The 21,225-nt window shown below is 60.7% G+C and carries 22 protein-coding genes; 9 read left to right on the top strand and 13 right to left on the bottom strand.

From position 1 onward, the window contains the following. Window positions 1-11: 11 nt before the first annotated feature. The 7 genes from J0A91_RS18730 to J0A91_RS18700 all read right to left on the bottom strand — a co-directional run bounded on the left by J0A91_RS18730 (window position 12) and on the right by J0A91_RS18700 (window position 8,198). A complete protein-coding gene (locus J0A91_RS18730) occupies window positions 12-2,603 on the bottom strand; it encodes a TonB-dependent receptor plug domain-containing protein (protein ID WP_069206168.1) in 2,592 nt (863 codons plus the stop codon). A gap of 59 nt (window positions 2,604-2,662) precedes the next feature. Continuing rightward, window positions 2,663-3,736: a FecR family protein gene (locus J0A91_RS18725; protein ID WP_069206167.1), complete on the bottom strand. Its 1,074-nt coding sequence runs from the start codon at window positions 3,734-3,736 to the stop codon at window positions 2,663-2,665. Then, window positions 3,733-4,320 (bottom strand): RNA polymerase sigma factor, encoded by a 588-nt coding sequence (locus J0A91_RS18720; RefSeq protein ID WP_069206166.1) that lies wholly within the window; start codon window positions 4,318-4,320, stop codon window positions 3,733-3,735. The genes J0A91_RS18725 and J0A91_RS18720 overlap by 4 nt, the downstream gene beginning before the upstream one ends. A gap of 350 nt (window positions 4,321-4,670) precedes the next feature. Continuing rightward, complete coding sequence (locus tag J0A91_RS18715; protein WP_069206165.1) at window positions 4,671-5,330, bottom strand: TorF family putative porin; 660 nt, start codon at window positions 5,328-5,330, stop codon at window positions 4,671-4,673. A 69-nt stretch (window positions 5,331-5,399) separates the two neighbouring features. Then, window positions 5,400-6,275, bottom strand: coding sequence for a methyltransferase domain-containing protein (locus J0A91_RS18710; RefSeq protein WP_069206164.1), 876 nt, complete (start codon window positions 6,273-6,275; stop codon window positions 5,400-5,402). 156 nt (window positions 6,276-6,431) lie between these two features. Continuing rightward, window positions 6,432-7,304: an EamA family transporter gene (locus J0A91_RS18705; protein WP_069206163.1), complete on the bottom strand. Its 873-nt coding sequence runs from the start codon at window positions 7,302-7,304 to the stop codon at window positions 6,432-6,434. Between the two features lie 105 nt (window positions 7,305-7,409). After that, entirely contained in the window at window positions 7,410-8,198 is a 789-nt protein-coding gene (locus J0A91_RS18700; protein ID WP_083224769.1) for a DUF3865 domain-containing protein, read from the bottom strand. A 20-nt stretch (window positions 8,199-8,218) separates the two neighbouring features. Between J0A91_RS18700 and J0A91_RS18695 the strand changes: the two genes are divergently transcribed. Beyond that, a complete protein-coding gene (locus J0A91_RS18695) occupies window positions 8,219-9,136 on the top strand; it encodes a LysR family transcriptional regulator ArgP (protein ID WP_069206161.1) in 918 nt (305 codons plus the stop codon). A gap of 266 nt (window positions 9,137-9,402) precedes the next feature. Here the strand turns inward: J0A91_RS18695 and J0A91_RS18690 are convergent, their stop codons facing one another. The 4 genes from J0A91_RS18690 to J0A91_RS18675 all read right to left on the bottom strand — a co-directional run bounded on the left by J0A91_RS18690 (window position 9,403) and on the right by J0A91_RS18675 (window position 11,460). Continuing rightward, entirely contained in the window at window positions 9,403-10,326 is a 924-nt protein-coding gene (locus tag J0A91_RS18690; RefSeq protein WP_069206160.1) for a nucleotidyltransferase domain-containing protein, read from the bottom strand. A gap of 52 nt (window positions 10,327-10,378) precedes the next feature. Further along, complete coding sequence (locus J0A91_RS18685; protein WP_069206159.1) at window positions 10,379-10,774, bottom strand: type II toxin-antitoxin system VapC family toxin; 396 nt, start codon at window positions 10,772-10,774, stop codon at window positions 10,379-10,381. Beyond that, window positions 10,774-11,019, bottom strand: a complete 246-nt coding sequence (locus J0A91_RS18680; RefSeq protein ID WP_069206158.1) for a type II toxin-antitoxin system VapB family antitoxin — start codon at window positions 11,017-11,019, stop codon at window positions 10,774-10,776. The genes J0A91_RS18685 and J0A91_RS18680 overlap by 1 nt, the downstream gene beginning before the upstream one ends. Before the next feature lie 93 nt (window positions 11,020-11,112). Continuing rightward, window positions 11,113-11,460, bottom strand: a complete 348-nt coding sequence (locus J0A91_RS18675; protein ID WP_150126967.1) for a hypothetical protein — start codon at window positions 11,458-11,460, stop codon at window positions 11,113-11,115. A 33-nt stretch (window positions 11,461-11,493) separates the two neighbouring features. On the opposite strand from J0A91_RS18675, the gene J0A91_RS18670 reads away from it, so the two are divergent. The 3 genes from J0A91_RS18670 to J0A91_RS18660 all read left to right on the top strand — a co-directional run bounded on the left by J0A91_RS18670 (window position 11,494) and on the right by J0A91_RS18660 (window position 15,580). Continuing rightward, complete coding sequence (locus tag J0A91_RS18670) at window positions 11,494-14,133, top strand: ParB/RepB/Spo0J family partition protein (protein ID WP_338056897.1); 2,640 nt, start codon at window positions 11,494-11,496, stop codon at window positions 14,131-14,133. 232 nt (window positions 14,134-14,365) lie between these two features. Then, window positions 14,366-15,064 carry a hypothetical protein gene (locus tag J0A91_RS18665; RefSeq protein WP_150126966.1) on the top strand — a complete coding sequence of 233 codons (699 nt, stop codon included), beginning with the start codon at window positions 14,366-14,368 and terminating at the stop codon, window positions 15,062-15,064. A gap of 63 nt (window positions 15,065-15,127) precedes the next feature. After that, a complete protein-coding gene (locus J0A91_RS18660; RefSeq protein WP_069206153.1) occupies window positions 15,128-15,580 on the top strand; it encodes a hypothetical protein in 453 nt (150 codons plus the stop codon). A gap of 132 nt (window positions 15,581-15,712) precedes the next feature. Here the strand turns inward: J0A91_RS18660 and J0A91_RS18655 are convergent, their stop codons facing one another. Further along, window positions 15,713-16,165, bottom strand: a complete 453-nt coding sequence (locus J0A91_RS18655; RefSeq protein WP_069206152.1) for a hypothetical protein — start codon at window positions 16,163-16,165, stop codon at window positions 15,713-15,715. 33 nt (window positions 16,166-16,198) lie between these two features. Continuing rightward, window positions 16,199-16,930, bottom strand: a complete 732-nt coding sequence (locus J0A91_RS18650) for a hypothetical protein (RefSeq protein ID WP_069206151.1) — start codon at window positions 16,928-16,930, stop codon at window positions 16,199-16,201. A 251-nt stretch (window positions 16,931-17,181) separates the two neighbouring features. Between J0A91_RS18650 and J0A91_RS18645 the strand changes: the two genes are divergently transcribed. The 5 genes from J0A91_RS18645 to J0A91_RS18630 all read left to right on the top strand — a co-directional run bounded on the left by J0A91_RS18645 (window position 17,182) and on the right by J0A91_RS18630 (window position 21,218). After that, window positions 17,182-17,472, top strand: coding sequence for a hypothetical protein (locus tag J0A91_RS18645; RefSeq protein WP_069206150.1), 291 nt, complete (start codon window positions 17,182-17,184; stop codon window positions 17,470-17,472). 111 nt (window positions 17,473-17,583) lie between these two features. Beyond that, complete coding sequence (locus tag J0A91_RS18640) at window positions 17,584-18,258, top strand: hypothetical protein (RefSeq protein ID WP_069206149.1); 675 nt, start codon at window positions 17,584-17,586, stop codon at window positions 18,256-18,258. 13 nt (window positions 18,259-18,271) lie between these two features. Next, the gene (locus J0A91_RS18635; RefSeq protein WP_069206148.1) at window positions 18,272-19,462 is read left to right on the top strand and encodes a retropepsin-like aspartic protease; all 1,191 of its coding nucleotides are present in this window, start codon (window positions 18,272-18,274) and stop codon (window positions 19,460-19,462) included. A 135-nt stretch (window positions 19,463-19,597) separates the two neighbouring features. After that, window positions 19,598-19,768 carry a glycine zipper domain-containing protein gene (locus J0A91_RS25315; RefSeq protein WP_476749567.1) on the top strand — a complete coding sequence of 57 codons (171 nt, stop codon included), beginning with the start codon at window positions 19,598-19,600 and terminating at the stop codon, window positions 19,766-19,768. 262 nt (window positions 19,769-20,030) lie between these two features. Next, on the top strand, window positions 20,031-21,218 hold the full coding sequence (locus tag J0A91_RS18630) for a JmjC domain-containing protein (protein WP_069206147.1): 1,188 nt from the start codon (window positions 20,031-20,033) through the stop codon (window positions 21,216-21,218). Window positions 21,219-21,225 lie beyond the last annotated feature (7 nt).

Genomic DNA, 21,225 nt, shown 5'->3' with positions numbered 1-21,225 from the left:
TCCTGAAGGGCTTACCACGCCTTCGACACGGTCAGCCCGATCACTCGGCCAGACACTGGATAATTGGTGGAATCGTAGGGCCTGTCGGCCGGATTGTTGTTTCTAATTCTATCCGGCTTCTCGTTGAATAGATTCGTAACTGCGATCGTCGCGTCAATTCCGTGAAACGGCCCCTTGGATGAGGTTGTTCGCACCCTCAGCACCGCATCTAACGTCGTAAATGACCCCACCCGAACGAACGGCTGGAGACGGTTATCCAGCGTGCCGCCTATGTAGCTCCCGAATGCCGAGAGGCTCCAATTGGCATGTTCATATGTTCCCCCAACCCGTCCCCGCCAGTGCGGTGGATTGAAAATCAATCCCGTGAGCTGAATGATGGGCTTTCCCTCAGCAATTTGCCTTTCGCTCTCTTGATAGCTCCCTGACGCAATGAGCTGGAAAGCTTCATCCTGTCCGAATTCGAGCCGATATTTGACCGCAAGGTCTACTCCCTTCACCGTTTGTCGCGCAGCATTTTGAAGCGTTCCATCCAGAATGCCGCCGATGACAACTTCGTTTTCTGGTAGGCCGGTAAAGTTTGCGGCAGCCTGCGGCAAACGCGCTAGTTCCTCGGCGATCCGCTCGGGGGAGGGATTTCGGATGGCAATTTCGCTGATGCTGGGATCATTGAAAGCGTTCAGTGTGTCAGTGATCGGCGATGCGGCTCGATTGCGGAAGCGAATGTCAAAATAGCTTGCCTCGACTCTCAACCCGGCAATGAAGCGGGGCTCAAACTCTACTGATGCGGTCCATGTCGTCGCGCGCTCCGGACGAAGAGCGTCGTTGCCACCCGCGACCACGAGAACCGCTCGGTCGGCAGGAAACCCGAAAAAGAACTCTCCCGGCGTGAGATTGCCGTATCGAACCTGATAGGACTGGTAGAGCGTAGGGGCCTTGAAGGACTTTCCCCAACTGGCGCGGATAGTTACATCCCCGTGCGGCTTGTAAATGACGCCAAATTTCGGGACGGCAACATCACCAATGTCTTTGTAGCTCTCATATCGTACGGCACCATTCAGCGTCAAACTCTCGACAAGCGGCAGAGCGTTTCCTGCCCCAACGAGCGGAACGGACAATTCGCCATATCCGAAAGCGACTTTGCGATTTCCTCCAGTCTGCTCGGCGATCGTCGTTTGACCGCCGGTCGGGGTGCGTGCCACATTGACGTCGAGGCTAAGCGAACGGTAGCCTCCACCGATCGCAAGGCGTACATCGCCGCCCGCAATCCGGAACAATGGCCCCTCCGCGGCAACCTCAGCTGCCGACACATCGTTTGTATATATTAGGCGCGTCCGCCTCGTTTGCGCTCCCTGACTAAACGTTCGGGATATGGTGTCTGATTTGCTGCTTCCCACCGTTCCGCTGAGCGAAAGCGCCCAACCTTTCGGTAGAGAAAACCGCAACGTCGGCGTCACGGTGTAACTTGTGACTTTCGGATTGAGATATATGCCATTCGTAAAGACGCTCGCCGTCGCGAGTGCGGGGAGGGCATTGGCGGATCGGCGATCGTTGAACTGGCCGTCAAGTTCGAACTCGATGCCGCTAGCAATCTCTTGATGACCGGCAAGCACCAGACTCAGCTGCTTTTGGCCCGGGATCAGAGTCGCAGATGGGTCGAGCGTATTCGTGTACGTCCGCTGCTTTGCTGAGATTTCAGTGAAACGGCTGTAGTCGATCGCCGCCATAAAGCCGCCGGAGGACCAACGACGTCCCCCTACGGCATTATATTGCTGTTGTTGATTTCCGCCATCTGTCGAGGCGCCAAATCGCGCTGACGTGACGAGACCATCATAATCACGTCTCAGGACGACATTCGCCACGCCACCCACCGCGTCCGAACCATACAGCGCGGATGCCCCATCGGCCACGATCTCGACACGGTCGATGGCGGCCAGTGGAAGTGCCGATATGTCCACGCCCTGCAAAAGACCGTCATAGGCAACCCTATGACCGTTTATCAGCGTTAACGTGGCGTCTGCTCCGAGACCGCGAAGGTTTAAGGCCGACGAATTGTTCACGTTATCGTTACGCGAACCCTGATTGCTCGAGACGCCCGGATTTTGGCCCCCCGCATAATTTTGCGTGAGCGTGCGCACATAGCCGCCGAGATCGGTGATACCAGCGTCCTCGATCTGTTCCCGTGTCTGAGAGGTAACCGGGGAAGATGGAGGGGCTCCTCGAATTCGAGAACCTGTCACGACGATGTCGCCGCCTTCAGATGTTTCGCTGCTCACCGCGGCCTGCGCGGCCTCCGATCGCCCCCGAATAAGGATACTCCCGCCACGGTCGATCGCAATCAGGCTGCTTCGCGCAATGAGGCGCTCGATTGCTTCGTCGGTGGTGTAGGTTCCATCCAAGCGCGGCGATCGCTTCCCCTCGACAAGATCGGAAGGAAACATCACCTCCCGGCCCGATATCCGACCGACCGCTCTTAGCGCATCTCCAAGATCCTGCTCTTCGAGGTGATATTCTTGACGCTTTTCCTGGGCTGCGGCTGGATCGCCCGCAACCATTGCTCCTACTGCCGCGACGCCGAAGAGCCCCAGTCTCAATCCATGCTTCATTTCGCCCCCTTGGCTCTCTCATCGAGCTTCCTGGGACGGTCATGCAGCCGGGGCCGTGACTATGAGGGCGGGCGACAATTTTCCCGTGTGGGAGTGGGGCATGTTTTCGCGAGGACAAATGCGTCAGCGCGGTCGATCAACGCCAACCCAAGCAAATCACCGATGTTCTCCGCCAGTTTTCGGGTGTCCCGAAGACGGAACGTGCCTGAAAGCCGACGTTCGCCCAGTTCGGCGGCTTCGAACATGAGCGGCTTTGTGGCGTAACGATTTGCTTCTGCAATCAGATCGGCAAGGCGCACTCGATCGAGGTCGGTGACGCCCTCGGGCCAATCTGCGCTCTTGAGGGGTGACTGTTGCTGCTTGACCGGGGCAGCCGCTCCGAAGGTCACGACCTCTCCGACCGTCATGCGTTGAATATCACTCTGAGAGGCGGCATTTGCCGACTTCTGGCGGATCTCGACATCGACGCTTCCGCGCAACAGCCGCACAGTTACCCGATCCTCCCGATCCACGGCGACGTCGAACACGGTGCCGCGGGCGGTCACAGTACCACCGACGACGGCGACGACGAACGGGCGCGCATCGTGGGCCACCGTGAAGCGTGCACGGCCCCGCGTAAGATGCAGATCACGCCGAATGCCCGAGATCGAAACCAGCACGAGGCTGTCACTGTCGAGCGTGACCGTCGAGCCGTCGGCAAGAGGGAAACTCTTGATCTCGCCAATCCTCGTCGCAAGCTGGCCGGGTGAGGGTCTCGCTCCCGCTTGGACGTCCGAAACCTGCTGCTCTGAGGGGACAGGTCGAAGAAAATGGCTTCCGAGTACAGCTGCGCCGGCGATCAACGCGACCGCGAGGCCCCTGGCGGCAAGGCGGCGGCCTCCTTTCGAAGGTGGGTCACGGTCGGACTCCCGAACGGCATCTCCATCTTCAGAGGGCTGTTTCAAGCCCTTGCCGAGGCTGAATGTTTCGGCAATCCGGTTGTAAGCTGTCCGATGCAGAGCACCGCGTGCAAGCCACGCCTCGAACTCGGCACGCCGATCGTCCGCCTCTGGGCCGCGCATGATCGCAAACCAGTTGGCGGCTTCATCACGCAACTGGCCCCCTTGGGGTATTTCGTCCTTGCCTGCGGTCATTCTTGTTCCAGAGCGGCATCGATGTGGGCGAGAGCCCGCGCAACATGATATTGGACGGTCGGAACGCTGATGCCAAGTCGCTCGCCAATTTCCTTATATGTCAGCTCATCGACACGATGGAGTAGAAAGACCGTGCGAGTCTTCTCAGGCAGTTCGGCAAGGGCCTGGCGGTACACGCGCATCACGTCTTCCGCCTCGATACGATGGGCTTGATCGGGGCCGATCGCCGGGTCCATCCCTTCACCGATCGGGACGTGGAAGGCCGCCATCCGCGATTTGCGCCGACGTGTTCGCTCGAAAAGAAGATTGCGCGCGATACGCTGTAGATATGGAGCGGGGTTGCTAAGCGTCTCTCGTGACATGAACGACGCAAGTCGCGCGAAGGCTTCCTGCACCAGATCCTGAGGCTCATCGTGCTCTCGCAACTGCCGGCGAAAGAATCGTGTGAGGCGAGGGGCCTGCTCGCGATACATACCGTCCAGATCAAAGGGAGCGCGCGCCTCATTGCTATCCTCGCCGCAAGACACGACTATGGGTTCAGAAGGCTCGCCGGGGAGCCCACGATTGGCGATAGGCGGGGACATTGATGCACTTGGCCTCGTCGGGCCGACAGATGCCGTGCCCCGGCAACCGGTGCTTACGACGAGCTAGCGACGCCTGGAGCGAACTCCGGCCACCCGACACACGGCACGGGCGTAGTGATGCCTGGCTGGATGATCCACAGGGCCGGCGCCGGCATTCTCGCCCCTGCACCTGTCACATTACCGCAACGCAGCACGCTCGCAAGAGTCAAACGGCGGGAGTGGGGAACAGCGCGGCGTTTTCCGCAACTAAGATAGGCGATACACAGGTTTTCCGCTCAATGTGGGAGTCCTGTTAGCGGTAGCTACATGCCGTTTTCCACGCCGACACGTTGCCCCCCGGGCGGCTGGAATTAGAATTTTACCCTGACGGAACCGACCAGGCCAGCCTGACCGTTGGTGCTGGCCTGATCATGTCCAGCATAGTTTGTGACGACATACATAAGCGATAGCTGGAATGCGTCGAAGTTCTGAATGACGCCGAAGCTCATATCCCATTTAGAGTGGACCATTCCGTCTTCCCAGCCCAGATGCGCGCGCGCCGCGGGGCCGTCATGCCAAACAGGGATGGCAATTGTCTCGGCGATGTACAAGTTTGTGCGCCTCGAATTTGCTTGGCCGGGAGCGACCGCTATGAGCGTCTCACTCGACCCGACCCCGAAGTCGCGTATGATCAAGGCCTCGAAGTCATAGGTGTTTACCCGCTTGCCGCCCGGGTACACAAAGCCATAGGCAGTCAGCGTTATGTCGAAACCCCCGAGCTTTCGGCGAACCCCGGCATAGATGTCCAGCTCCACGTTGGAACCGTGATAATCGGCAATCGTCGATGCCCAGATCCCAGCAACAAATCCGTTGCTGCTTCGTGCGTCGATGCTCCCCTGCAGAGCGGGACCTCGTTCCGATGCGCTCACGCCCCTAAAGCGATAGTCCGAAACAACTGCGATCTCCGCAGAGACGGGGCCGCCTTGGGCTCGCAAGGATGATGGCACTACCAGAAGGACCAGTCCAGCCATGGCGCCGACGGTGTGACAGCCCCATCGAGCGCATGCCTGCCTCGCATCTGGCCGACAGACTGTCACCGGCTAGGTATAGTGAGAGAGGATCTCAACGCTGCCAGTGCGGCGTCCACCTCGGTAAATATTGCCAATGATCTCGTAGCTCGGGTTCTCGCCAGGTCTTTTCACGAATCGGGATAGGTTGACCGCGATCGAGTCCCCCGGCGCCACCATGACGGGCGGCATTGCCAGAAACACTGGGGCCCAAGAGGAGCCCTGCCACGAACTCACGATATTATCAGCATCGACGTGTAGCTCGATCCAAAGAACGAACCCTTCACATCGGCCGGCCTTCATCGTTGTGAACGTCACACTGTCCGAGGCCTGCTCGATCGAGTCTGTATTGAAGTCCAGATCTTCAAAAGGTTTCTTTGCCGCGAGCAGATTGGCTTCCGGAAAGTTAAAGGTGACAATCCGGGTAAGGGGAAACCTATGGCCGATCGACCTGTATATGCGCTCTGCGTAGTGATCCGCGACCGCCGTGCAGTCCTCATCGACATAGACGGGTGACGCCGCCTCAGCCGGGGCGAACCAGGTGATGCATCGGCTAGGGAGCATGCGGCCACCGGGACCAAGCAGGCGTTTTGCATCCTTCAAAGCTGCGGTCACGCCTTCCGCGCCGGCGATCATTCCGATGATCTCGGATACGCAAAGGTCCGCCGGCTGATCGAGGGTCACAGTCGAAGACGACCCGCAATGCACGTCAATCTGCCCGTCGAGGCCCAATTGCGCGATACGGCGTCGCGCGGCGGCGGCAGAGTCTGGCATGACCTCGATGGCATCTACATGGGATGCCCCGGCCTTCGCACACATGATCGCCAGCGGAGCGTCCGCCCCTGTCCCTAGATCTACAATACGCCGCCCCGGCGCAGCGGCTTCGATCGCGCGCCGGTAGGCCTGCATGCGCTCATGATCTTCGAGCAACCACCGATATAGGTGATCGTCATAAACTGGATATTCGCCAATGGTCGGTCTGCAGGTGACCTGCGTGCGCCAGCTATGAAACGCGCGATCAAACACAGCGCGAGAGGGCTCGGCCGTCCACATTTCAGCGTGCCGCTACGCTGGCACTGGAACCACCGAATTGCGCGTCATGATGACGCCGATAGACGCTGCCATGATCGTGCCAACTCCTGCGACCTGCATGATTGACAGACGCTCTCCCAGGATGAGGAGGGCCGATATCGACGCCAGCGCTGGCTCCATGCTCGTCAGAATTCCGAAAACCCGCGTGGAAAGGCGATCGAGCGCAAGCATCTCCAACGAGTAGGGGATCGCACTTGTGAGGAGCGCCACTGCCAAGGCCAAAGGCAGGATTTCGATCGAGAAGAGGCCTGTGCCAGCGTGAGCGACGCCGATCGGCATGACAAAAAGCGCCGCTATAGTCGTTCCATAAGCAACCGCCGGTCGGCCGCCCGACGCGGCTGCCCGCTTGCCGCTGAGGATATAGATTGCCCAGCAAGCGCCTGCACCAAGCGCCAATATGGCGCCCGTCGGATCGAGAGGCGTCGCGCCAAAACTTCCCGGCAACAGGAGAAAGATTCCGCAAATGGCCAGAGCCACCCAGACCAAATCGACTAGGCGCCGCGAACTGAACAGGGCTACGGCGAGTGGTCCGACGAATTCGAGCGCGACAGCGATCGCGAGCGGCGTGGTGCGGATCGCCATGTAAAACAGCAGGTTCATCCCGCCCAACGCCACACCATAGATCAGGATGGGTCTGAGCGCAGCCCTCGTCACCGGAACGCGCCAGGGTCGCCAAAGGGCAAGCAACATCGCAGCCGCAATGCCAAGCCGTAGGGCCGTCGCGCCTTGCGCCCCAACATAGGGAAACAACTGCTTCGCGAGTGCTGCACCGCCCTGAATCGATACCATCGCGAGCAGAAGGGCGATGACTGGCACCAAAGGCGAGCGCGCTGTTGCTGGCTTCATCAATTCGCCCAAATAGGTGTGGACTGCCGCCCGCGCCCTTTGTCGGGAAGCTGTGATCCTGTAGCAGGTTTCGGAAGCTGGCGTCGCATTGCATGTGCCGGCCCATCATGCCGCGATGCGGACCTCGGTGGCCTGCGACAGGAGGTCCTGCCACCACTGCCGCATCGCATCGATCGCGCTTCGCCCGCCCTGGAGCGCTAACGCAGCATCTATCGAACCTTCGGCCGCACCCTGGTCTTCGACCTTCATTCCCACCATGAAGATCCCGAGCTCATCCTTGTGACTCTGTTCCACGCCACCCAGATGCATATCGTGGAAATATTGAAGCCCTCTTCCCTCCGAAGAGAGGTGGCGACGAACGATGACCTCCTTTGAGATGTCGCGGAAAACCTCATGTTCAAAGATCGCGGCTGTTTCTGTCGCGTACATTGCACCGAGCATCCGAGACGGATCCTCGCCGATCAGCTTCGCGATGCGATAGAAGAAATAGGGCGTTGGCGGAAACTCGATGCGATTATCGACATCGACACGGATATCGGCCAGCGCCCGCTTGTACATGGCTGCGTGGCTATTCTCCTCGGCGAGATTGCGCCGTAGTTCGCCTTCGATGTCGGTATTTGTGAACTTTTGAGCGACATCCGCAGCGGCCGCCAGAAACCCGGTATTGCGCGCTGAGAACTGATAGTGCTCGATCATCAGCCAGTCGAGAAACGTATCGCTGAACCTGCTAAGATCGGACAGCCGGTCCTTCACTGCTGAGGTAAAAGTCAGATTTTCGAGGTCCAGGATCTCGGTGAGTGATGATGAACTTTCCACAAAGTACCTCTCAAGCCGCAGGGACGGCAAATCGATTTCGCTTGAGATGGCGCGGGGACGCATGTTAGTGAATTTCATTCTCCTTATGCAAAGTAAGTATGGCTAATCCCGCTCTGGAATATCCTGCGCTAGCGGCGGTTGCCGCAGTTGTCCGAGAGGGCAGCTTTGAGCGCGCTGCTTCCGTCCTCGGTGTCACCCCATCTGCTGTCTCGCAGCGGGTAAAATCGCTCGAAGAAAGGCTCGGCGCCGTTCTGGTGGTGAGGGGGCAGCCGTGTAAGGCCACAGCGACAGGTGCCAGACTCTGCGCTCATTTCGCTCAGGTAAGGCTCCTGGAGAGTGACATGATCGCAATCCTTCCGAAGCTTTCTACCGAGCCATCCGCACCAGGCCTCACGATCAGTGTTGCCGTTAACGGCGACAGCCTCAGCACTTGGTTTCCATCTGCCGCAGCGTCGTTCACGCGTCATTCCGACGCGCTGCTCGACCTGAAACTGGCAGGGGAGGATCAAACGGCGGCAAAACTTAGGTCAGGGGAGGTCCTCGCAGCGGTCACCGCCGATCCCGTGCCGGCGCCGGGCTGCCGTACGGTCTGCTTGGGCGCATTGAGATATGTCGCCGTTGCGGAACCTGATCTGCATCGCCGATACTTCCCGGATGGCGTCAGTGAACGCAGCCTGGCATCTGCGCCGATGCTGCGCACCGATCGTGACGATGCGCTTCAGACTCGATGGGCGTCGGAAATATTAAGCGTCGCCCATCTCCCTCCGACCCACTGGGTCCCCTCGACGCAGGGCTTTATCGACCTCCTGCTGGCAGGCCTCGGATGGGGTATGGTGCCGCACCTGCTTGCGGAGCGGCATATCCAAAATGGCGCTTTGATAGCGTTGCAACCAACCCGCGTTCTGGATGTCAAACTCTACTGGCAATATTCTCGTTTGTTCGCGCGTGCACTGGCAGAACTAAATCGCGCGGTGATCAGTGCCGCGAAGACTGCGCTTATCTCCTGTGATGCGTGACGGCACTTGTGGGCGAGCAATTCCCTACCGCAGGGCCGAACTCGTCATCCATGGTGCCATTCGTCTTGGATCCGGTGGGCAACGAACTGGCACGTCGACGGTTTGATCGTCCCCAAGATGCGGGCGCTATCGCCTCGAGGGCGCGGTCTGCCTTGCTGCATCGACGGTCGCCTGCGCGGCAGTCGGATCGGCTGATTTAACTCGGTAGCGTTCTTTGGAATCTCCGCAGCAATTGTACGACTGTTGCAACGGGACGGCTGACGGTATCACGCAGGAATAGCCTTTTGCAGGTCCTCAAGACGCCGCGTGCAGATATCGTGTACCTTTCGCCCCAGATCCTCGACCCGGCCTCCCAACCAGTCCAGTTCCTCTCTCGAAATCTCATAATGTTTTGAGTAGCGCGCCTTGCGATAGGCATCCTTGAGCTTCTGATACATCGCGCGTTCGGCACGCGTCCCGCGCGGCCACACGTTGAAGAGACTGTGATCCAGACCTTCCGCAAGGGAGCGGAGGAAATTGATGTTATGATCGAACGGGGTGTAGAGCGTCAACACGAGCATCACGCACTGATAGAGCGGCTCGGTCGCCTGATGCAGATCGAACGCAGCCTTCTTAAGATCTCCATCGCCAACCGCATGCTGAAACCCTCGATAGAAGCTCTGCGAATGCCCCATATATTCCTCGAAATAGTCCTTCGCGGCGAGATAGACATCCTCAGGAGTCTTGGGATTGAAGGTGGCCAGCTCCCTGTCATCGGACTGGTAGAGCGCGATCCCGTCCTTGACGATCTCCCTGAAGATCAGTCGGCCATGCGACAGCGCATCATTGACCTCATGGAGCGAGTGGACGATGAAATTGGCCGGCGTCCGGATGACCTTCTCGTAAAGATAGGCATCGACCAGACGCTGCTCGGTCTCTTCCCAATAATCGGCCCTGTCTGCCAATTCGGCCTGGTTGACGATGATCAGAATGTCATAGTCGGACTTGTACTGGTTAGCGTCGAGCGGAGCATCGACCCAGTCGCCCCGGGCATAGGATCCGAACAGGATGATCTTGAGGATCCGCGCTGCCTTTTGACGCCGCCCGGTCGCATTCTGCGTCGCCTCGCGAAACCCCTGGAAGATCATCTCCACGACACGATCGAGCTCGCGCAGCTTGGCGGCCGGCAGATAGTTCAGGTCCGTCCTCATCAGCGCGCCGATCCCGCCGCCGTTTCAGCTGGATACGCGCTCGAAATCCTAGTCATGCCGTTTCAATATCCGTGTGGGGAAAGTCGTCGCCCTTGTAGAGCAACGGCACGCGCGCCTGACGAGCACAGGCGTATGCGAAGCAATCGCCGAAATTCAGATTGGCGGGATGACGCGACTTTCCAAACCGGTCATAGGCGTCAATCGCCATGCCTCTGGTCTCGGGCGAGACGGCCACAACCACGATATCCGCAAGCCGCAAAAACTGCTCGACAGCATCATGCGCATCCCGGACGCCGAGGCCGAGATTGCGGGCGACCGCGACGACCGTTTCCCAAATCGCGAGCGGAGAGGTGAGCCGCTCCTGAGACTTTTGGAGCCTGGCGAGAAGTTCGTTTCCGTCATTCTCGTCGCACAGGATGGCAGTGATCGCTGACGCATCGACGAACATCAGCTCTCACCGTAAAGGCTGTCGATGAACGCCTTGTCGGTCTTGGCGGCTTTCCCCGGATTACCACGCGCCCGAAGTGCTCGTGCGAATTCTAGCCCGCGCTCCACCAAAGAGGGAACGGCTTCCTCCCGCTCCAGCTCGTGCTGAAGCGCGCTTCGGACAGCCTCCTTCTTGCTGATCCGCCGCAGCATCGCCAACCGCTCAGCCATTCGGGCGACTTCGGCATCTTTCACGTAGAGCGCCATTGCATATCCTCCTTGGATATTGGATATACAAACTAGGCTATCGCGACACAAGGCCGAGTTGCAAGCGGGCGAGGCGGTCGAACTCGCTTGTCTCTAATCGATCGCCCAGAGCGAGCTCAGCGAGTCCATGAGCTTGTCGAACACCGTGCGCATTTCGGGCGTCAGCGTGACCTTGATGCGCCGGTTGTCCATCGGATCAAGCGCCCGTTCCACCACGCCCAATTTTGCCAGCCGCCGCGACTGACGATGGGGATTGGCGGGCGGCGCACTGGGGGCGAGACAGCTCTGATAAACCAGGCGCCCCTCGAACTCTGCAAGATAGATCTCGAGCAATATGTCCCACAGCGGATTCGATGTGAAGGTCTTGTCGAGCAGTCGGCCGGCAATCTCCCGTTCCGCAATCAGGAGCCGGCACATCCGGGCGCGTCGTTCTGCCGCCATGCTGATTTCTCTATCGACAGTGGGGAAGCCGGAATGGACGCCGCAATTCATTCGACTGCATCCACCGGCCTGTATTTGGCAGCACCGATGGCCCCGATGCCTGGGCTCCGGATGGGGGCGTGCAGTAGGGGAAAGAGCATCCCCACGGGTGGTCCGGCTTGCCGGCGCCGATCATCGCCCGACCCATCAGACTGCTGCCCGCCAAGGTCGGGAGTGGCTTTCTCCAACAATTGCATTCGCTCCTCCTCAACCTGCAAATGGCTCCGCCGGGCGCACGCAAAGAGCCTGCGTCCGCTTGGCTGCGGCGCTACCTCGGGGACGGTCGTGCCTCAGCAAACTGCCGCACGAACCAAATATGACAATAGCATGAAATGCGTGCGATTTCCGTCCCTTCCTTCAGAAATCGTTGCCAGAATGGGAAGGTTTTCGGCCAACCCGAAACGGTTCAGCGGGGTCCCCAAATCCTGCGCCGCACGGCTTCGACCCGCCTCTGCAGGCTCCATTTCGCCCACCGCTTGGAGGGCATCAGGCTCATCTTCCTCCTTGGCTTTGAACCATCAACGACATGCTTCGGAAGGGAGGGAAGGGGGTGGGGAACTGGTGGCGTCAGGTGGCCTGAATGGTCGGGTCACCGCCGCCAGGAGAACGAACATGAATTATCCGATCATCTATGTGGCGGCGCGCAACTGCGCTCTCTCGCCCCTCAATGTCCGAACCCAGAGTGATCCCGAGGCCGACGCCGAACTCGACGCCCTGATCGGCGAGACGGGTTATGTCATCCAAAACCTCATCGGCGTCGAGGTGAAGCGGAAGAAGGGCCATTACAGCATCTTCGCTGGTGGGCGGCGTTTGACGCGCGTCCACAACCTGATCGAGAAGGGCAAGCTGACCGAGGACTTCGAGGTTCCGGTCCTGGTGATCCCCAACACGAAGGACGCCATCGCGCTCAGCCTCGCGGAAAATCAGAAGCTGCCGATGAATCCGGCCGATGAGTGCGTCGCCTATCGCGATATGATCCAGAAGGAAGGCAAGTCGGCCGCCGAAGTCGCCGTTCGGTTTGGCAAGTCCGAGCGCTTCGTCGAGGGCCGGGTCCGACTCGCGGATCTCGCCAAGCCGGTGTTCGAAGCGCTGCGCAACCGTGAGATCACGCTTCAGATCGCCATGGCCTACGGCAGCAACCCCGATGTCATCAAGCAGGCGGCTGTCTTCGAACAGATGGGGCAGGGCCATTATAACCCGAGCGCGAGCGAAATCCGTCGCGAGCTTGCCAAGGGAACCTATGTCGGCGGCGACCCCAAGGCGCTGCTTGTCGGCCGAGAAGCCTATCTCGCGGCTGGCGGGCAGATCGATCCCGACCTTTATACCGACGAAGCAACCGAACGCTGGCTCGACGGTCATCTGGTCGACAAGCTCGCCAACGAGAAGCTGGCCGAAGCCGCAGACGCCATTCGCGAGCGTGAAGGATTTGCCGAGATCCGGATCTTGCCCACCACCCATGTCACCTATCACGAAACCTATGACCTGCGTCGCGTCCGCGGCGAGCTTCCGCCGCTCGCCCCCGAGCAGGAAACGCGGTGCGAGGAAATCCAAGCCGAACTCGAAGCGATCGAGGAACGCGCGGCCGATGAGGAAGGCGAGGGCTACACCGAGGACGACGAGGCCCGGACGCGCGCCCTGGAGGCCGAGTATCAGTCGATCATGGATCGCACGCCGGTCCTGACCGAAGAGCAGAAAGCCTCGTCTCTCGCCTATGTCGTGATCGGCAGGGACGGCCAGCCGCGGCTTCACGAGCAGCTCTATGTCGCGCCGTCGGCTAACGACGACGAGGACGGGGAACAGGGCGAGGATCTGTTGGAGGACGAGGGCCCGGATGAGCCGGGGCAGGCAAAGCCCATCATCAGCCAGCGGCTTGCCGACGAACTGGCGACGATGAAGGCCGAGCTCCTGCGCGTCCACGTCGCAAGCGATCCCCGGTTCGCGCTCGATCTCGGAACCTTCTACATGGCCGAGAAGGCGAGGCTGCGCTACGGCGGCATCGAACTGGCGACCGAGCTCCACGCCGAAGCTGCTCCGTCCCGAGTGGTCGCCTTCGAGTCCGGCACCCATGCGGCGGAAGAATGGGCCAAGCTCGACGCGGCGCTCGACCGCAGCTGGACCGATCATGACGATGTCCGGGATCGCTATGACGCGTTCTGCGCGCTGCCCGAAGAGGCCCGCGCTGCGTGGCTTGGGTGGGCGATCGCCCGCACGATCCATGCTGTCCCTGCCGGCAAGACCGGCAGCGCGTTCGTCGATCATCTGGGCCAGAAGCTGGAGATCGACGTCGCGACCTGGTGGCGGCCGACCGCGACGAACTATTTCGACAGGATCAGCAAGGCGGCTATCCTGGCGCAGTTCGAGGACATCGGTGGTGCAGAGCTTCAGAAGCGTTACGGCGCGTCGAAGAAGCATGACCTCGCCGCCTCGGCCGAAAGGCTCTTCGCCGGCGACATTCACATCGACGCGGACGACAAGGCCAGGGCCCTTGCCTGGCTGCCCGATGCCATGCGCTTTGAGCCCGCCTTGCCCCAGCCGGCGAACGACCTCGGATCCTCGAACGATCAGTTCGCCGATGGCGATGAATCGGTCGAGGACGAGCCGGGCGTTGAAGCATCTATCGCCAATGCGGCCTGATACGATGTAAACGACGCAGGGGCGCAGCGCTTAGCTGTGCCCCTGTGCTTTTTCCTCACGGCTGGGAGCGGATAGGCGCGACCCGCTTCGAAATGTCATCTCGCCAGGAATTAGCCGACGAACCATCATAATACACTACGGATCAGCATGACTAACCCCTTGGTTGGGGGTGTTTACAAAGCATGGGCACTTCGCCTTCCTATCGCGATCGAAGATGACAGGAGCGAATGTCATGCGGCACTTCAGCGGAGAATTTCACGGCCTTAGGCTGCTCATGCTTGATGAACTCGACGCAATCGCGGGAGGCGAGGGCGAGGATACCGACGAAGTCGCCGATCCTGACGAGGAGATTGTCGTCACCGGCCGGCGGATTACCATGACGCCGATAAATCTCAATCTTCCCCCGATCATCATCGATCTTCCGCCCGACTATGATCCTGATCCGGGTCAACTCGGCATCACTGGAGATCCCTGCCCAGTCGTGCGAAGCGAATTGAACGAGGCGCTGAGCAACCTCGAGGCCGGTTCCCCGACCGGGGCGCTGATCATCGCTGCCGCGCGCGAGTCTTATGTAAACATCAATCTTATGCAGATCGGCGTCAATTACGCCGACGACTTCTACGATGACTGGACGAAAACCATCTACTGGGATCCCTTCAGCGCCTTGAGCGGGGTGAATTCCGACGGCGTGACCTATTTCGCCGAAAGCCCGACAATGCTTCTCATGCATGAACTCGTCCACTGGGCCAATCCACAGCTCGGGCATGAAGGCGTTTGGCGACTGACCAATGAGATCGCGCGCGAGATGAACGCCAACACAGGCACGTCGCACGGCACGAACAGGGACAATGGCGGGGGTAGCAACTACATCGTCACCGATACCGACAGCACGAACTGGCCAGGGCTGGGGGTCGCCAGGCCCGGATGCTGAGATTCAACCGGATCTCCGACTATCGGCTGTCGATCCGAAACCCGCACATCGAATGGAGAAGCCATGATACCCCTCCTGCTTTTCGCGCTCGCCGCGACCGCGCCAGGCGCGGGGGATGCATCGCCATCCCTGTCAGCCTGCCAGATACCTGACAACGCCCGCGCGGTGCTCGACCTGCACGATCTGCCTCCCGCCATCAGGACCGATCTGAATACGCGTCTGCCGAATCTGGCGCCCCGCGACGCTGCATTCCAACGGAGCGACGTTGTGCGTGAACCCGGTCTCCCGACCCGCCGATTCATCGGCGCGGTCTCCGCTCCCGGCTCCTGGATTATCCTCTATGAGCATGGTGTCATCGACCATATCCACGCTGTGAAATACGCGGCGTATCCGACGCGGTCGGCGCAGGACGCGACCTATTCGCTCGTTCCGCACGGCAACTTGACCGGGCCCCTGTGCGCCATTTTGCAGGCCTCGCTTTCAAATGTGAGCGCGGCGGATCCCGGTCATCTCTGACCAGTCCGCCGCGGGTGTGGCGGCCCTTTGCTGATCGGCTACCGCACCCTTCAGGCAGTCGGGGATGCAGAACTGACCATCGACGGTAGCTCCTATCGCGTGACGCCCGGGCGCCTCGATTAGGCGCCGTCCTTAGTCGAACCGCGGATTCGAAATCTCACCCGTCTTGCTGACATCGAAGAACATATATTCAAGCCGCGGCGCGGTGGTGTATGCTGCCGTCGTCGCGAGCCGAACCCGCGCACCGTCAGCGGTGCACTGATCGATCACGGCCTCAGAGATGGCTCGCCCGGCGAGCTTGCTGTTCTGAAGCTCGTTCAGATCGCCGCCGCTCGCCGATCGCGCGTTGGCGCTCAATAGGCTGATGAAGCCGCTGGGATGAGCGGTGTCCCAGGTCAAGGCGACACTGTACCGGTCACCGCCGCAGCGCCCGTCGAACTGACGGGTGACGTCGCTGGGCTTGACCGCGTGTTCGAACACGATTCCCGGTTTCTCGGCGTCTCGGGCAGCCGCGCCGGAGCCGGCAAAACCAACGACAACGAGGATCAGGGCCGCAGCGGGCGCCTCATAATTTAGCAGTCGCATGACGACACTCCTTCAACTCGATCCATGGCGCCTTCAGGGCGTGCAGTCCACGGTTTGCCCGGGCAGGCTATTTCCCAAAGCGCGATCCGACGAGGTCATTGCCTGGTAGCTGGCCTTGTCGGCATAGCGAAATTCGCGCGTAACGCCCCACGGGTCAACGATGTACATCGATAACGAGGCTGCAGGTGCGCCTCTCGCCACGAGCGTATCGAGGGCCTGCCAGTCTGGATCGCTGGGATAGCGCTGCTGGAAGTTGTCATTCGCGTCGTGAATGTTCCACGGATGATTGTGGACTACGCCGCGGACGTCGGCATAGTCCGAAGGCGCGGACAAGACGCTGTACGTCGCCGAATAGGATGTCTGGATAACGTCCCCGCTCGCGCCGTACGTTCCATCATGATTGTCCACGATGAGGGCGCCAAATTCATACTGGCTGCCAAGAGGGTTCTGAGCCGCCAGGCCCTTGATGTGATCGGCGAGATGGACCGCTTCGCCATTTTTGCAGTCGTCGTCCTCGCTATGACCGGTGCTGCCACTGTCACCGCCGCCACCACCGCCGCCTCCGCCACCCAGGCCGATAGGGATTCCGCCGATCAAGGGCGGACCCCAGTCGATCTGCCCGGAATAGCGATGCCCGTTGACGACGATATCCGGCGGAGGAGGCGGAACGTCATCGGTATCCTCGCCATCGCCGCCGGCAATGGCATCAAGCTCGTCCAGCATCAGAAGCCGTAGCCCGCTGAACTCGCCGCTGAAATGTCTCATCGTCCGCGCTCCTGAATACTGTCGAGGAAGCCAGACAGACATTCTGCTCACAGCCCTGTAAACACCCCTAGTCAGGGGTGTCCGTATCGCTTGAGGGCTGTTGGCGCTGCCGCCCTCCATACGTTGTGCTGCCGATAGGCCGTTTGATCAGGCCGGCCCTCCCAAACCTGCATATCACCCCCCTGACTAGGGGTGTTTACGTCAAGTCCCTTCAAGGTCCACTTCGCGAGTGTCCAATGGGGAGACTTGATATGCGCCACTTTAGCGGTGAGTTCGGCGGCATCCGCCTGCTGATGCTCGACGAACTCGATGCCATTTCCGGCGGTGACGGTGAAGACACGGACGACACCTCGACCCCTCCGCCCGAACCGCCGAAGCCACCCGTCAACGGCCCGGTGAATCCACTGCCGCCGACGCCGCCCTGGACGCCTTTGCCTCCTGAGATTCCGCTCCCCGGCGGCGGCACGATCCAGCCGGGACTGCCGCCCGGCACCAGCCCCGGAAACCCTGGCGGCGGAGTGATCATCACGATCCCCTTTTAAAGGGGAGGGGGCGATTGTGTTGGTGTGCTCCGACGAAGGAGGAGCCTGGGAGCAATCCCGGGCTCTTTCCGATTTTGACACACGCAACAGGCTGAAACACATAGGTGCGACATGGTCAGACCCCACAACTTTTGGGCAACCCTCGCCGCGGCAATACTGCTCGTTCCCGCGATCGGGCAGGCGCGAACGCCCAACGCCGCTGCTACCCTTACCGAGGCTCAATCCCGGCTGGACCAGCTCAGCGTCCAACTGGGCTGGCAAACATCGCTGCGCGTACAAGGCGTGGCAGCAGGTGACGAACGCAGCGGACGACGCGTGGACGACAATCTGTTGCTCTCCGAGCCTTTGCTGGCAACGGCGGGTGAACCTCGCGAGCTCACCACCTTGCTGATCTTCCTCGCCGAGGATCACCGTGCGGCCAATTCCTCCGAAGATCCGAGACGTCAGCGCAGGACTGATCCCGGCCCGATCCTGGCCGCGCTCGCTGTCGCTGCCGCGGCAACGGCTCTCGATCCACCCGATCGGACGGATCCATCCCAACGCTACAAGCCATCGCTGGGTAAACCCCATCAGCTGGCCACGCCGGCGGCCGCGGACGAACAGGAGGCGGCGCGGCTTCTCGCCGATGTCGAGCGCGCTGGCAGTTGCTCCGGTCCGTTCGTGGACGTCTTGCGCAAACTTGCACGCGCTGACGCCCTGCCGCTACCCGTGCGCAACAGGGCCGCACGGACATTGAAAGGCCTGGGCTCGGGAGCCTATCCCCCCGATTATTTCTGTGTCGGCTAGGCTGGAGAGCGCAATGCGTCGATCGCTCCATGGCCTGCTGGCGATAGCCCTTATTCTCTCTGCAAATCCGGCTGCGACGCAGCCCGCGGACGTTGACTTCCGCCCTGTCGACGCAGCCGGCCATGGACCCTGGACGCCTTTCGCCGCCCAGGCCGGTGGGGCGCCAGCGGTCACGGCGGCTATCAACGGCCGCCAGGTCTCAGCAATTCTCGACACAGGCGCCGGTTTCTCGATTGCCAGCCCGCAAACCGTGCGGGCTCTTGGCCTGTCGAGCCAGGGCACCGTCACCGTTGATACCGTCGCCGGGCCGGTCGAGATGACCACCGTCGGTCCGGTCACGATCGAGCTGGGCAACTACAGGGTCGAACGCAAGGCAATACTTGCTCAGCCTGCTCCGGCGACCGCGCAGCGTGCCGTCGCGGTTAGCGATCTCGTGATCGGCCGGGACGTTCTGACCTGTTGTGCTCTTGAGATCGACCATGATCGCAACCGGTTCCGGTTCGCCGCTGCAATCGAGGCGCAGCCACGCCAGACCAGGCACGCCCTGCAGTTCACGCCGGGGCGCGCAGACATGGTCCTCCATGCCGGAATAAGCGGGAACCCCCGGCTCAAGCTGATCGTCGATCTCGGATTCGACGGCGAGCTCATGCTGGCATCCCATGGCTGGCAATCTTTTCCCAGTCGCCGCCTCAAGATTACCGATACCCTCGTCGGGGGACTCGGCGGACCGGTGCTCAAGAAACTGGCGATCCTCCCGGAACTCGATCTTGGTGGCCGCAGAATCCGGAACGTCGAGACCTACCTCGAGGACACGAACGGCTATGCGGACGCACGCGGCGTCGATGGCATCATCGGTGCGCGTCTGCTCGCGCGATTCAACCCAGCCTTCGACGTGCGGCATGGGATCCTGGCGCTTACCGACCGGCGTGGCGCCCCAGTCCCTCGGGTCAAGTCCACCAGCGGGGTAGTCGTCCTTCCGGAGGGCGATCGTCTTCATGTACTTCATATCATGCAGGGAAGCCCGGCGGCCCGATCGCCTCTGAAACCCGGAGATCTGATTTGCCGCGTCAACGGCCGTCCTATCCCCGAGGATTATTACAAGAGCGACCTTCGCAAATGGTCGATCGACACGCCGGGCAAGACAGTCTCACTGGACCTCTGCGATGGTCGATATGCCACCCTTGTCCTTCGTGATTTCTATTAAGCGGATCCAATACAGCACTGACCCTAAGGCTTGTGGATCTTGCGCAATGAGCCGCAGCGGGCGCTAATGGACCCTTTTAAAAGGGGCCGTGCTTCTATCGCGCGTCCGCGCTATGGTCTGTCAAAAGCATAGGCGGTGTCGGTGAAGAAATCAGCATGTCTTATTGGCCTAAGTATCGCGCTCGGCGCCGCTATCGGGGCAGCGACCGGCCACGTTGCCATGGGTGTCGCCCTGGGCGTGATCTTCGGTTCCGTCATTGGTCAAGCAAGACCGAGGCGGAACGTGCCGCCTCAAAATTCGAACTGACCGTCGGCGTGAGCGCCGCTTCGCGCTGAGCTATCGCTGCTGAAGCCCACCTGAAACCACAAGGTCGCCATCCTGTCGGTCCTATCTGGACACCGGAAGCACCGTATCGGCGGAAATCCCGCTTGAGCAATCGGCATGGCGCCTGTGCATGTCCCGCCGCTCCCTGGGATAAATGCGGCCTGCCTGTGTAAACACCCCTGATCAGGGGTGTTCCCTTTTTCCGCCTCAATGCCGAACCTGCCCCAAGAATTTGGGGGTCCCGATGATCAATTTCTCGATGAGTCGCGATGAGTTCAGGACCCTCCACTTTGAGCAGAAACCGAGGTTCCTGCGCAAATGCTTCGATCCAGCGCCCTATGGATGGTCGCTGATCGATCGTGCACTGGATCTTCAGGATCCGACCCGCGAGCTGCTCAAGGTCCTGTATAATGGACGGACCGAGCCTTCCGCCTATGTCGAGGAGTTCATCGATGTCGGCCTGCGGCGGCGGAGAATACTCAAGGACCGCCTCTATAATATGATCGCGTCCGGCGCGACGATCGTCCTCAACCGCATCGAGCTCGTGTCGACACCCGTCCGCGATATCTGCCTGGAGATCGGGCGGTTCGTGGGAGCCCAGACAAGCGCCAACGCCTATGCCTCGCTAGGCGAGGAGGCTGCGACCAACGTGCACTGGGACACCCATGACGTGTTCGTCGTCCAGGTCGCCGGTCGCAAGCACTGGCGTCTTTACGAGCCAACGCATCCGCTCCCGATCAGCAGCCAGGTCAGCAACGAGCGCAAGGATGAAGTTCCGGCCACGCCGGTCTTCGACGACGTCGTTGAGGCCGGCGACATTCTTTATGTCCCGCGGGGGTGGTGGCACCGCGTGGTTCCCGTTGCCGGATATGACACGATCCACTTTACCGTGGCTGTCCATACCCCGCTCATCCTCGACTATCTGGTCTGGGCGTGCGCCTCGACGCTGCCGGATCTGGTCGAACTGCGGCATTCGCTTCTGGGCGACACCCATGACGCCGCCCGCGTCGACGAGGCCGCACAGGTCATCGCCAAAGCATTGCGCGACCCTGCCATGCTCGATGCATTCTACACCCGTTCCCAACAGCGCGAACGGGTCGTGACGCCCTTCAATATCGACGCCCTTGTCAAGCAGGCGGACCGGCCGTTGGCCGCGCAAACCCGTGTCACATTGAATGCGCGCCAGGCCAACGCCGAAAGTCCCGTCATCCATGTGAACGGCAATCCGATCCACTTGATGGGCGACCATGAGCGTATCGTCCGGCAATTGGCCGACACGACCAGTATCGACATCGAAAGCCTGCAGGCCCGGATTTCCGACATCCCGGCCGAGGCCCTCCAAACCTTGCTCCGCGACCTCGCCCGAGCCGATCTGATCCGGCTCGAAGCAGTCGTGGAGCCGCTGCGCGAGCAACTGCCCGCCGATCTTTGAGCGACGG

This window comes from Sphingomonas panacis (assembly GCF_001717955.1).
GTDB lineage: Bacteria > Pseudomonadota > Alphaproteobacteria > Sphingomonadales > Sphingomonadaceae > Sphingomonas > Sphingomonas panacis.
The sequence above is the reverse complement of the archived record's forward strand: the minus strand, read 5'-3'. Positions and strand labels throughout refer to the sequence as shown.